At 55.7% G+C, this 12,444-nt stretch carries 13 protein-coding genes; 5 read left to right on the top strand and 8 right to left on the bottom strand.

Annotated features, from left to right (window positions below; translation table 11 throughout):
- Positions 1–26 precede the first annotated feature (26 nt).
- Positions 27–509 carry a glutathione peroxidase gene (locus tag AB1E37_RS15140; RefSeq protein ID WP_002901230.1) on the bottom strand — a complete coding sequence of 161 codons (483 nt, stop codon included), beginning with the start codon at positions 507–509 and terminating at the stop codon, positions 27–29.
- A 158-nt stretch (positions 510–667) separates the two neighbouring features.
- Between AB1E37_RS15140 and AB1E37_RS15135 the strand changes: the two genes are divergently transcribed.
- The gene (locus AB1E37_RS15135; protein WP_002901231.1) at positions 668–1,231 is read left to right on the top strand and encodes a hypothetical protein; all 564 of its coding nucleotides are present in this window, start codon (positions 668–670) and stop codon (positions 1,229–1,231) included.
- A gap of 45 nt (positions 1,232–1,276) precedes the next feature.
- Here the strand turns inward: AB1E37_RS15135 and AB1E37_RS15130 are convergent, their stop codons facing one another.
- Complete coding sequence (locus AB1E37_RS15130; RefSeq protein WP_004152363.1) at positions 1,277–2,560, bottom strand: YeaH/YhbH family protein; 1,284 nt, start codon at positions 2,558–2,560, stop codon at positions 1,277–1,279.
- 85 nt (positions 2,561–2,645) lie between these two features.
- On the bottom strand, positions 2,646–4,580 hold the full coding sequence (gene yeaG, locus AB1E37_RS15125) for a protein kinase YeaG (protein ID WP_002901234.1): 1,935 nt from the start codon (positions 4,578–4,580) through the stop codon (positions 2,646–2,648).
- Between the two features lie 416 nt (positions 4,581–4,996).
- Between yeaG and AB1E37_RS15120 the strand changes: the two genes are divergently transcribed.
- Together AB1E37_RS15120 and AB1E37_RS15115 are read left to right on the top strand one after the other, a co-directional pair.
- A complete protein-coding gene (locus tag AB1E37_RS15120) occupies positions 4,997–5,743 on the top strand; it encodes a MipA/OmpV family protein (RefSeq protein ID WP_002901236.1) in 747 nt (248 codons plus the stop codon).
- Between the two features lie 91 nt (positions 5,744–5,834).
- Complete coding sequence (locus AB1E37_RS15115; RefSeq protein WP_004176538.1) at positions 5,835–6,689, top strand: aldo/keto reductase; 855 nt, start codon at positions 5,835–5,837, stop codon at positions 6,687–6,689.
- A 56-nt stretch (positions 6,690–6,745) separates the two neighbouring features.
- Here AB1E37_RS15115 and AB1E37_RS15110 read toward each other — a convergent pair whose 3' ends face one another.
- Both AB1E37_RS15110 and gapA read right to left on the bottom strand, forming a co-directional pair.
- Positions 6,746–7,630, bottom strand: a complete 885-nt coding sequence (locus AB1E37_RS15110) for a D-hexose-6-phosphate mutarotase (protein ID WP_002901240.1) — start codon at positions 7,628–7,630, stop codon at positions 6,746–6,748.
- A gap of 74 nt (positions 7,631–7,704) precedes the next feature.
- Positions 7,705–8,700, bottom strand: a complete 996-nt coding sequence (gene gapA, locus AB1E37_RS15105) for a glyceraldehyde-3-phosphate dehydrogenase (RefSeq protein WP_002901243.1) — start codon at positions 8,698–8,700, stop codon at positions 7,705–7,707.
- A 338-nt stretch (positions 8,701–9,038) separates the two neighbouring features.
- Here gapA and msrB point away from each other — a divergent pair, with 338 nt between their 5' ends.
- Together msrB and AB1E37_RS15095 are read left to right on the top strand one after the other, a co-directional pair.
- On the top strand, positions 9,039–9,452 hold the full coding sequence (gene msrB / locus AB1E37_RS15100; protein WP_002901246.1) for a peptide-methionine (R)-S-oxide reductase MsrB: 414 nt from the start codon (positions 9,039–9,041) through the stop codon (positions 9,450–9,452).
- Between the two features lie 43 nt (positions 9,453–9,495).
- Positions 9,496–9,774, top strand: a complete 279-nt coding sequence (locus AB1E37_RS15095; protein ID WP_002901249.1) for a YeaC family protein — start codon at positions 9,496–9,498, stop codon at positions 9,772–9,774.
- A gap of 94 nt (positions 9,775–9,868) precedes the next feature.
- Here the strand turns inward: AB1E37_RS15095 and yajD are convergent, their stop codons facing one another.
- The 3 genes from yajD to pncA form a co-directional block, all read right to left on the bottom strand.
- Positions 9,869–10,213 carry an HNH nuclease YajD gene (gene yajD, locus AB1E37_RS15090; RefSeq protein WP_002901254.1) on the bottom strand — a complete coding sequence of 115 codons (345 nt, stop codon included), beginning with the start codon at positions 10,211–10,213 and terminating at the stop codon, positions 9,869–9,871.
- A 160-nt stretch (positions 10,214–10,373) separates the two neighbouring features.
- Positions 10,374–11,627, bottom strand: a complete 1,254-nt coding sequence (locus AB1E37_RS15085; protein ID WP_002901255.1) for a glycoside hydrolase family 18 protein — start codon at positions 11,625–11,627, stop codon at positions 10,374–10,376.
- Positions 11,628–11,796: 169 nt separating this feature from the next.
- A complete protein-coding gene (pncA, locus tag AB1E37_RS15080) occupies positions 11,797–12,438 on the bottom strand; it encodes a bifunctional nicotinamidase/pyrazinamidase (protein ID WP_004224206.1) in 642 nt (213 codons plus the stop codon).
- Positions 12,439–12,444 lie beyond the last annotated feature (6 nt).

Here is a 12,444-nt window from a genome sequence, read left to right as displayed (position 1 = left end):
GGGTGAACGTGGCATGATGGGAACACTCAGCGCGTGAGGGCCGCGACAATGGAGGCTTCCATTTTCTCCGGCGTCGTGAACGGCGCAAAACGCGTGAGGGGTGTGCCGTCGCGACCGATGAGGAACTTGGTGAAATTCCACTTGATCCGTCCGCCGAGCACGCCGGGCAACGCTTGTTTCAGATAACGAAACAGCGGGTGTGCGGCGGGGCCGTTGACGTCCACTTTCTCAAACATCGGGAAGCTCACGCCGTAGTTAACGTGACAAGTCTGCTCGATTTCATCCGCACCGCCGGGTTCCTGCTTACCAAACTGGTTGCACGGGAAACCAAGCACTACCAGCCCCTGAGCCGCGTACTTTTTGTAGAGCGCTTCCAGGCCAGCGTATTGCGGTGTGAAGCCACAATGGCTGGCCGTATTCACCACCAGAACCACCTTGCCAGCATAGTCAGCCATGGAGAGGGGCTGGCCGCGCAGGCGGGTAGCCGTCAATTGATAAAAAGGGGTCATAGCAGGCTCCTGAGAGTAGAAACAGTTCAACGCTGACGATCGCGCGAATGTTTGAAGCAGATTAGGCAGTTATGATACACAGGGTTAGGGATTTGTACCTGGAGTGTTAAAAAAACGCCAGATGTCATAGAGAAAATCGCGAACAGGAACGGCTGAAAATGATGAAATATGTCTTATCGCTGGTGGTGGTGGCGATACTCGCAGGATGTACCAGCACGCCAAACTTGCCGCCTCGGGATACCATTGTGGCGATGAAACCCACAGAGTCCGGTATTGTCGCCAGCTCAGCGAAATACAGTTACCGCTTTGTCCGTGACGGTGTGCCTCAGGAATATCAGCGTTATAAGACCTTTTATGAACGCTTTCACCAACAGGCTTCCGGCGTGCGGGTTAACTTTGTCGTGGAACAACATGAGGTGACGGCGGAATATCTGGTGGTGATGGATCAGCGCAAACTGGATGCCGGGCAGCATAGCGAGCTGGTGAATCAGTATCATGCGGTGCAAATTGATAACGATCGCCTCGGGGTGTTGTTTAAAGCGACAGGATTTTGGACTGCATCGGACGCGTCAGATCTGGCCGCCGCCTACCAGTTAGCGCACCCCGTTGTGGTATCAATCAATGATAAGACCAAAACGATTAGCTCGCTTGGCGCCGTTGCCCTGGCCCCGTTGTTTCCGTTTTACATGATGTATGGATGTGCCACCGGGCCTTGTGTCTGAGGAAAACAGCCAGCAAGTCACTCGACTCACTGGCTGAGTATTTAATTAAGCTTCACTTTTAGATGACTGCTTGTGAAACAGTTCGCGGAATACCGGGTAGATATCCTCCTGGTCGCGAATATGCTGCATGGCGAAATTATCAAAGGTCGCCTGCAGGTGTTCATACTCGCGCCACAGGGTCTGATGCGCCCGGCGGGTAATTTCGATATAGCTGTAATAACGCACCACCGGCAGAATTTTCTTCGCCAGCAGTTCGTGGCACAGCGGGGAGTCATCGGCCCAGTTGTCGCCATCCGACGCCTGGGCGGCGTAGATGTTCCACTGCGCCGGATCATAGCGGGCCTGCACTACTTCATCCATCAGCTTCAGGGCGCTGGAGACAATGGTGCCGCCGGTTTCCTGAGAATAGAAGAATTCGTGCTCATCCACCTCTTTTGCCTGGGTATGGTGGCGGATATAGACCACGTCGACGTTTTTATAAGTCCGGCTGAGGAACAGATACAGCAGGATATAAAAGCGCTTGGCCATGTCTTTGGTGGCCTGGTCCATCGAGCCTGAGACGTCCATCAGACAGAACATCACCGCCTGGCTGGAAGGCTCCGGCCGTTTTTCGTAATTTTTGTAGCGTAAATCAAAGGTGTCGATAAACGGCACTCGCTCTATTTTAGCCCGCAGTTCGGCAATCTCTTTGCGCAGGCGCTCCTCCTCCAGCAGCTGCACCGGTTCGCTGCGGCTGATGGCTTCCAGATCCTCCTCCAGGGCGCGCAGTTCACGACGCTTGCCGGCGGTCATCGCCGTACGGCGGGCCAGCGAGTTCTGCAGTGAACGTACCACGCTGATGTTGGCTGGCACCCCATTGGAGGTAAAACCCGCGCGATGGGTTTTAAACTCGTTCAGCTGCCGGTGCTGGTTTTTCTTCAGGTTCGGCAGGGCCAGATCTTCAAATAACAGATCCAGGTATTCATCTTTCGAGATCTGGAAGACAAACTCATCCTTTCCTTCACCATCGGCGCTGGCTTGCCCCTGACCGCTACCGCCGCCGCCGCCACCGCCTTGCGGGCGCTCAATGCGGTCGTTTTGCACAAAATGGTCGTTGCCCGGGTGGACGCGGTTGCGCAGGCCGCCGCGACCCTGATGAAACATCGGCTCGTTGATATCGTCCGTCGGGATCGAGACGGATTCTCCGCTCTCAATATCGGTCACCGAGCGCTTGTTGATGGCCTCGGAGATCGACTGTTTAATCTGCGCCTTATAACGGCGCAAAAAGCGCTGGCGGTTGACGGCGCTTTTGTTTTTCCCGTTCAGGCGTCGGTCTATGAACCAGGTCATATGCCCTCCTGTACTGCATTAGCCAACTTTACTTATCATCATTCAGCTGCAGTTGACCCGGCGGCGTGCCGCCGGGTTGGACGCATCAGGACGATTTACGAACCCGCAGGTACCACTCGCACAGCAGGCGAACCTGTTTGCGGGTGTAGCCTTTCTCCATCATGCGGTCGACAAAGTCGTCGTGTTTTTTCTGCTCATCGGTTGAGGTTTTGGCATTAAACGAAATGACCGGCAACAGCTCTTCGGTATTGGAGAACATTTTCTTCTCAATAACCGTGCGCAGTTTCTCATAGCTGGTCCAGTTCGGATTACGTCCGCTGTTGTTGGCTCTGGCGCGCAGCACAAAGTTGACGATTTCGTTACGGAAGTCTTTCGGGTTGCTAATCCCGGCTGGCTTCTCAATTTTCTCCAGCTCGGCATTCAACGATTCACGGTCAAACAGCTGCCCGGTGTCCGGATCGCGGTATTCCTGATCCTGGATCCAGAAGTCAGCGTAGGTGACATAGCGATCGAAAATGTTCTGCCCATACTCGGAGTAGGATTCCAGATAAGCGGTCTGGATCTCTTTGCCGATAAACTCGGCGTATTTCGGGATCAGATAGCCTTTGAGGAATTCCAGATAGCGCTCGGCCTGCTCCTGTGGGAACTGTTCGCGCTCAATCTGCTGCTCCAGCACATAGAACAGATGCACCGGGTTAGCGGCCACCTCGACGTGGTCGAAGTTAAATACCCGAGACAGGATCTTAAAGGCAAAGCGGGTGGAGAGCCCGTTCATCCCTTCATCAACCCCGGCGTAATCGCGATACTCCTGATAGGACTTCGCTTTCGGGTCGGTATCTTTCAGACTTTCGCCGTCATAGACCCGCATCTTCGAGTAGATGCTCGAGTTTTCCGGCTCTTTAAGGCGCGACAGAATCGAAAAGCGCGCCAGCGTTTCCAGGGTGCCCGGGGCGCAGGGCGCATGGGTCAGCTCACTGTTGTTGAGCAGTTTTTCATAAATGCGGATCTCTTCGGAGATACGCAGGCAATAAGGCACCTTGACGATATAGACGCGGTCGAGGAAGGCCTCATTGTTCTTGTTATTACGGAAGGTCACCCATTCCGATTCGTTGGAGTGAGCAAGGATGATCCCGTTAAACGGCAGGGCGGAGATCCCTTCGGTGCCGTTATAGTTACCTTCCTGGGTGGCGGTCAGCAGCGGATGCAGCACCTTAATCGGCGCTTTAAACATCTCGACGAACTCCATAATCCCCTGGTTGGCGCGGCACAGCGCACCGGAGTAGCCGTAGGCGTCCGGGTCGTTCTGCGCATAGTGTTCCAGCTTACGGATATCCACCTTACCGACCAGCGCTGAAATATCCTGGTTGTTTTCATCACCCGGTTCGGTTTTGGCGATGGCAACCTGCTCGAGAATCGATGGCCAGACTTTAACCACGCGGAATTTAGTGATATCGCCGCCAAACTCGTGCAGGCGCTTGGCCGCCCACGGCGACATAATGGTGCCGAGATAGCGGGTCGGGATGCCATACTCTTTCTGGAGGATCTGCGCATCTTCCTGCGGATTGAACAGGCACAGCGGGTGATCGTTGACCGGACTGCGTTCGCCGTTGGCGCTCAGCACATAGATGGGCACGCGCTGCATCAGCGCTTTCAGCCGTTCAGCCAGCGACGATTTACCACCGCCCACCGGCCCCAGCAGATAGAGGATCTGTTTCTTCTCTTCCAGCCCCTGGGCGGCATGCTTGAGGTAGGAAACGATCTGCTCAATGGCGTCTTCCATACCGTAAAACTCTTCAAATGCCGGATAGCGTGCGATAACCCGGTTTGAAAAGAGACGGGATAGCCGCGGCTCGAGAGCCGTATCAACCATGACGGGTTCACCAATGGCCATCAACAGACGTTCTGCCGCATTGGCATAGGCACTGCGATCTTGCCGGCAGATGGTAAGAAACTCCTGCAGTGTGAACTCTTCGTCCTTGGCAGCTTCGTAGCGCTGGCGATAGTGATCGAATATATTCATGGCATGCCGTCCTTTCGTTTTTTAGCACAGGTTGAGAGCCGTTCATATGAATAGTGGGGGCCCCCGGAAGACATAAGCTGAACATCGCTCTCCTGGTATCCAGCAACCCTTATGCCAGGTTGCGGGTGGGGTAGCGTGAATGTGCCCGGCAATTACACCTTCTAAATTTAAGCGTAGATGCATTTAGAAATCTTGCATGGCGCAGAAAATCAATTTCAATGACATATCAATAACTCATCCTGAACATGACGCTTTTTGATTCGTTGGGACGCAAAGTTGTCATCGGGCTGTCACCGGATGGTAAGAGAAGGGTGGCAAAGTGAACGATTTGTGTCATATCGGGTAAAGAATTTGAGGCATGAGACCTACGACGGTACACTGCACGGGCTGATTATTTGACAACGGGAATATGGATTGTGACTAAAATCAAACTTCTGGCACTCGGCGTGCTGATAGCGACGTCCGCCAGCGCGGCGCATGCCGACGGGAAGTTCACTCTTGGGGCTGGCGTAGGGGTCGTTGAGCATCCGTATAAGCAATATGATGCGGATGTCTATCCGGTGCCGGTCATTAGTTATGAGAGCGAAAACTTCTGGTTCCACGGTCTGGGCGGGGGTTACTACCTGTGGAATGACACCAACGATAAACTGTCGATTACGGCCTACTGGTCGCCAATGTACTTCAAGCCGGGCGACAGCGACAGCGAGCAGATGCGTCGACTGGATAAACGTAAATCGACCGTGATGGCCGGTCTTTCTTATGTCCACAACACGCCCTATGGCTTCCTGCGCACGACGATTGCCGGCGATACGCTGGATAACAGCAACGGTATTAACTGGGATCTCGCCTGGCTGTACCGTTACACCAACGGTAACCTGACGCTGACGCCGGGTATTGGCGTGGAGTGGAACAGCGACAATCAGAACGAATACTACTATGGTGTCTCCCGGCACGAGTCGCGCCGCAGCGGCATGCGCAGCTATGACCCGGACAGTAGCTGGAACCCGTATCTGGAACTGTCGGCTAACTATCGCTTCCTCGGTGACTGGAGCGTTTACGGCGTGGCGCGCTACACGCGTCTGTCGGATGAAATTACCGACAGTCCGATGGTGGATAAATCCTGGAGCGGTCTGATCTCCACCGGGATCACCTACACCTTCTGATTGTGCATTCTTACAGTGCGCTTCATGCATCAAAACAGGGCCTTGCGCCCTGTTTTGCTTTATGGTGGTGCATACGGTTAAGGAGGAGAAGATGGTGAAAAAAACAGTACGCTTCGGCGAGCAGGCGGCAGTGCCGGCCATCGGGCTGGGCACCTGGTATATGGGCGAACATGCGGCGCAGCGTCAGCAGGAAGTGGCTGCACTGCGGGCGGGCATCGACCATGGACTGACGGTGATCGATACGGCGGAAATGTACGCCGACGGCGGGGCGGAGGAAGTGGTGGGCCAGGCGATCCGCGGTCTGCGCGACCGGGTAGTGCTGGTCTCCAAAGTCTATCCCTGGCATGCCGGCAAAGCGGCGATGCACCGCGCCTGTGAAAACAGCCTGCGCCGGCTGCAGACCGACTATCTGGACATGTATCTCCTGCACTGGCGCGGGGATATCCCGCTGCAGGAGACGGTTGAGGCGATGGAGAAGCTGGTGGCCGAGGGCAAGATCCGCCGCTGGGGCGTCTCTAATCTGGACACCGAGGATATGCAGGCGCTGTGGCGGACGGCGGATGGCGAGCACTGTGCAACCAACCAGGTGCTCTACCATCTCGCATCGCGGGGCATTGAATACGATCTCCTGCCCTGGTGCCAGCAGCACAGTCTGCCGGTGATGGCCTACTGCCCGCTGGCGCAGGCGGGGCGCTTACGCGATGGACTTTTTCAGCATAGCGATATCATTAATATGGCTAACGCGCGGGGGATTACGGTAGCGCAACTGCTGCTCGCTTGGGTGATTCGTCATCCGGGAGTGCTGGCGATCCCGAAAGCGGCCAGTATTGAGCATGTGGTGCAGAATGCCGCAGCGCTCGACATCGTCCTTAGTGGGGAAGAGCTCGCGCAGCTGGACCGCCTCTATCCGCCGCCGCAGCGAAAAACCCGGCTGGATATGGTTTAACCCATCGTTCACGGCAAAGAAAAACAAAAGCCCCGTTACCAACGGGGCTTTTGCTATTAGCGTTTTTTCACGCTGATGGTTTGCGCCAGGCGAGAGGGCGTCTCTTCGCTGGCTTTCTGCGGCTGGGTTACGCAGCAGGTTTCGACGCAAACGAAGGTTTTGTAGCCATCGTCCGGCATATCGCCCATGCTGACGGACAGCGCCGGGCCCGGGTTCCAGGCCACCACATTGTGCTGATGATGATGCACCACGTCGATAGTGCGGTTTAGCGCGTCGTCATGGATCACGCTGCAGCTGTCGGCGTTGAGATAGACGCGATCGGTGCGGTCCGGGAAGGTCTGCACGCCGTTGCTCAGAACGCCTTCTTCGGCATTGTTCACTTTATCGATATAGCGCTCGCCAAGACCGCTCACCTTCACCGCCGCGATATCGCCGACGTTGAAATAGCTGTGCAGGGCAGAGGTGGTCTCGAATTCACCGTGGGCTTCCAGCTCGATTTCACAGGTCTTACCCAGCTTAAAGCGGGCATAGAGGGTGAACTCGTGCGGCCAGAGCTTCATGGTTTCAGCGCTGTGCTGGAGCGCAAAGGTCAACATGACGCCGCTGTCGTCTTCGTCATGACCTTCCAGGGTCCATGGCAGATTGCGGGCAAAGCCGTGCGACGGCAGACCTTGCTGCGCAGAAGGACCAAACCAGGGCCAGCAAATCGGCACGCCGCCGCGCAGGGCGACGCCCTGTTTAAACGGGGTGTTGTTGCTCAGCCACAGAACTTCTTCTTCACCGGCGGGTTTCCAGGAGAGCAGGTGCGCTCCCTGCAGCGCCACAGAGGCTTTCACCTGCGGATGGTCGATGACAATCAGCTCCAGGTCGTCCAGCTGGCGACGGGAGATCACGGGAGAAATGGTTTCATTCACCGGGAGAGCAAAAATTTTATTTATCATTGTGCAATCCTATCTCTGCAGACAAAAAAAAGAGCGACCGAAGTCGCTCTTACAGATTACTTTTTCATCTCAACTTATTTGGAGATGTGGGCAATCAGATCCAGAACTTTGTTGGAGTAGCCGGTTTCGTTGTCGTACCAGGAAACCAGTTTCACGAAGTTGTCGTTCAGTGCGATACCCGCTTTAGCATCGAACACGGAAGTGCAAACTTCGCCGTTGAAGTCGGTAGAAACAACGTCGTCTTCGGTGTAACCCAGAACGCCTTTCATAGCGCCTTCAGAAGCGGCTTTGATGGCTTTCTTGATTTCTTCGTAGGACGCTGCTTTTTCCAGACGAACGGTCAGGTCAACAACAGATACGTTCGGAGTCGGAACGCGGAACGCCATACCGGTCAGTTTGCCGTTCAGTTCTGGCAGTACTTTACCTACTGCTTTAGCAGCGCCGGTAGAGGACGGGATGATGTTCTGAGCTGCGCCGCGGCCGCCGCGCCAGTCTTTGTGAGACGGGCCATCAACGGTTTTCTGAGTAGCGGTGGTAGCGTGGACGGTGGTCATCAGGCCTTCAACGATACCGAAGTTGTCGTTGATAACTTTAGCCAGCGGCGCCAGGCAGTTGGTGGTGCAGGAAGCGTTGGAAACGATGTCCTGGCCAGCGTAAGCGTCGAAGTTAGCGCCGCGAACGAACATCGGAGTGTTGTCTTTGGACGGGCCAGTCAGAACGACTTTTTTCGCGCCAGCGGTGATGTGTTTACGAGCGGTTTCGTCGGTCAGGAAGATACCGGTTGCTTCAGCAACAACGTCAACACCAACTTCGTCCCACTTCAGGTTAGCCGGGTCACGTTCAGCGGTAACACGGATTTTTTTACCGTTAACGACCAGATGACCGTCTTTCACTTCAACGGTACCGTCGAAACGACCGTGAGTGGAGTCATACTTCAGCATGTAAGCCATGTACTCTGCGTCTAACAGGTCGTTGATTGCAACGATCTCGATGTCAGAACGTTTCTGAGCAGCACGGAAAACAATGCGACCGATACGGCCAAAACCGTTGATACCTACTTTGATAGTCATATATTCCACCAGCTATTTGTTAGTGAATAAAAGGTTGCCTGTAAAATTACAAAAACCTTACGCAGCGTCAAGCGGAATCGTGTCAATCATTGCGACAAATCAATCCTGAGCAGACCTTTGCGCGATTGATTTGCCTCACTTTCCCTTTGAGCCCAATTCCATATGGGGGCTGCGCGCGGAATTTTAAAGGGCATTTAAGATAAAAACGTGATTTAAGTCACAATTATCTGGCTGCCTGTGGGCACCGGATAAGTTTAGAACAAAAGTGTACGCTTCATTGTTAATGTTTTGTTAGAATTGGAGCGAAAGTAGTCCATTGCAAAGCGAGATGTAAGCCCATGGCGAATAAACCCACCCCGGAAGAGCTGAAAAATGGCTTGAGCGAAATGCAGTTTTACGTGACGCAGCATCATGGCACCGAACCGCCTTTCACCGGACGGCTGTTGCACAACAAGAAAAATGGCGTGTACCACTGCCTGGTGTGCGATGCGCCGCTGTTTAACTCCCAGACTAAATACGACTCCGGCTGCGGCTGGCCGAGCTTCTACGAGCCGGTAAGCGCGGAGGCCATTCGCTATCTGACCGACAATTCGCACGGCATGCAGCGCATTGAGATCCGTTGCGGAAACTGTGATGCCCATCTCGGCCACGTGTTTCCGGATGGTCCGCAGCCGACCGGCGAGCGCTATTGTGTCAACTCGGCATCGCTGAGCTTCACCGATGAGCAAAATGGCGAGCAAATCAAGGGTTGAAGAAACGATTCAGCAAATTATTCCAGGCGGAGGTGAGCGGAAGATGGATATTGAGCAAATTATCGACAGTATGACGCCGGAAGTGTATCAGCGTCTGGCGACGGCGGTAGAGCTGGGAAAATGGCCGGATGGCGTCGCGCTGACGCCGGAGCAGAAGGAAAATAGCCTGCAGCTGGTGATGCTCTGGCAGGCCCGGTATAACACCGACGCCCAGCACATGACCATCGACACCAGCGGGCAGATGGTAATGAAGAGCAAACAGCAGCTGAAAGAGGATTTTGGCATCGTGCCGAAGCCGATCGCCACCGTTAAACTGCAATAAACCGCCGGCCGGCGGTGAGACGTTCCGGCGTCGGGTAACCGCGCGCCGGATGGCGTCATGTCGAATGACCGCGTCCGGCGGTCAGCCGCTTCGCTTACTTTTTGTTCATCATCGCTTTCAGATCGGCAAACGGGTTGTAGGTGGCCTCGCCGACGCTCTTTTGCGCATCTTCTCCTGCCACCACCGTGGAGCCATACTGATCGGCTTCGGTGTACTTGGAATGTTCGTGATCGTGACAGTACAGGCACAACATCTCCCAGTTGCTGCCATCTTCCGGGTTATTGGAGTGGTCGTGATCGATGTGGTGCACCGTCAGCTCGCGCAGATTGGAGTAGACAAACTCCCGTGAGCAGCGTCCGCACACCCAGGGAAAAAGCTTGAGCGCCTTTTCGCGGTAACCCACTTCCAGACGTGCGTAATTTTTGGGGATATAGGCCATGGCCCCCTGCCTCCTGTCAAACGGTTAAGCTGCGCCAGCCCCTGGCGCAGCGGATAACAGGCATCATAACCTATCCCGGGCGGCGCGATATACCTGCATTGCAGGCGATGCTGCCTGCGTCACGCCTCCCGGTGCCGACGATGCGGCGGAACAGCCATGATTAGTGTTTGATCCCCAGCGATTCCGCCAGCTGACGGGCCAGCTGATTCTGGTCATCGGCGCCATATTCCCAGAACATGGCCCCGGCGAGGCCCTTCGCCTTGATATAGTCCGCCTTAATGGCTACCGAGCGCGGGTTCTCATAGGAGAGGGCGAACAGCGGCTTGCCCTCTGCGGACTGCACCGACAGCCACGGAACCTTCGCCTCATCGTCCCAGTGCTCGGTAAAACGCTTTTGCGGATCGTTGAGCAGTTTGCCCACGATATCATTGTATTTCACGTAGGTGTCTTTGCTCAGGTCATAGCCCAGCGAGGCAAACAGCGCGATCTGTTGTGGCCCAAAATAGGGCTGGGTGACCGGATTGTTTTGCGCATCCGCTTTCGTCCAGTCAATCCCCGGCTCGACCGCCCGTTTCGGTACCCGGCCATAAAAACCAATCCCGAGGTTCATCTGGCTGGGTTTAAGCCCGGCGGCCAGGTAATTGTTGACCACAAAATCGGCGCTGTATTTATCCGCTGCGGCGACCGTCGGCCAGTGGCTGGAGTCATACAGATTCGAGTTGAAGTACTGCGTGCCGTAGGCCATGTCGTAGGTCATCAGGTTGATGTAGTTCAGCACCGGGGCCACCGCTTTGACGTCCACCCAGCTTTTCGGGCTCTCGGCATTGGCGCCTACGGCGATAGTCACCAGCTTTTGCTCACCGACTGCCTCACGCAGCGATTTCAGCAGGGCAGTGAAGTTGTCGCGGTCAGCCGGCTGGCTGGCCACCAGTCCCCAGGCGCCGTTGACCGGAAACTCCCAGTCGAGGTCAATGCCGTCCAGACCATATTGCTGGATGATTTTCTGCGCGGAACGAATAAAGACGGCGCGACTTTCTGCGGTCGCCGCCGCGCCGGAGAAACCACGCGCGCCCCAGCCGCCGACCGACAGCAGGACTTTGAGGTCCGGATTCTGTTTACGCAGGGCGGGGAGCTTTTGCAGATCCGCCTGCACCTTCGGCGACAGCCAGATCTCGTGCAGATGAGCAGGATCCTTCAGGGCCGCATTGGTCTCGTCTTTTTCATCGTTATAGATAAGGCCAAACGAGTAGTTGAGATGGGTGATCTGCCGGACGTCCAGCTTATCGATATCACCGCCCGGCCCGGCGGTGACGTCGCCGCCGCCGTTAAAATAGCCGACTGACATCAGCGGTTGGGCAGAGAGCGCGGAAGCGCAAAGCAAGGGCAAAGCTGCCAGCAAGGGCAAACGTTTCATAGTGGTTCCTCTTTGACATAAAAATAACCACGCCACGGAAATGGCGTGGCGAAAAAACAGCCTTGCCAGACTAGCAGCAATAACCTGTTGAAACTGCGAGAGAGTTCAATTTATGGACAATAGCGAGGCGGCAGAAGAAGACCCGGCGCGAGGGCGCCGGGGGGAGGGATCAGGCCTGAGTTTCCCGCCAGTCGTCGAGGGTATAGAGCGTGGCGCCCGCGGCGGCCATCTCCATAAACGCCTGGCTGCTGTCCTGCGGCTGCAGATTTACGCCGCGACAGCCGTCGGTGATGACGTTGACCGCGTAGCCCAGCGCCAGGGCATCCAGCACGGTGAACTTAACGCAGTAATCGGTGGCGAGGCCGAGAACGGTCAGCTCCACGATCCCCTGACCACGCAGCCAGCCGTCCAGTTCGGTTTTCTGCCGGTGACCGTTGTCAAAGAAAGCGCTATAGCTGTCGATGCTCCGGTTTTGCCCTTTGTGGAACACAGCGGCGATCGCCTGCTGCTTGAGCAGAGGATGCAGCGCCGCGCCTTCGCTGTGCTGCACGCAGTGATCCGGCCAGAAAGTTTGCGCCAGGCCGTCCAGCTCGCCCTCGGTGTAGGGTTCCACCTGGTGCTGGCTGGCGAAACTGCCGTGATCCGCCGGATGCCAGTCCTGGCTGGCGACGATGGGCTCGCCGCGCGCCAGGCTCCAGTCGATAAGCGCATTGGCTACGTCGACGGTACTGTCGCCTTCAGGAACCGCCAGCGCGCCGCCGGCGCAAAAGTCGTTCTGCAAATCAACCAGTAACAGCGCTCGATGTGCCATACGTCC

This window comes from Klebsiella sp. Shm-1 (genome assembly GCF_040804525.1).
Classification (GTDB): Bacteria; Pseudomonadota; Gammaproteobacteria; order Enterobacterales; family Enterobacteriaceae; genus Klebsiella; species Klebsiella pneumoniae.
This window is presented reverse-complemented; position numbering and strand designations above follow the sequence as displayed.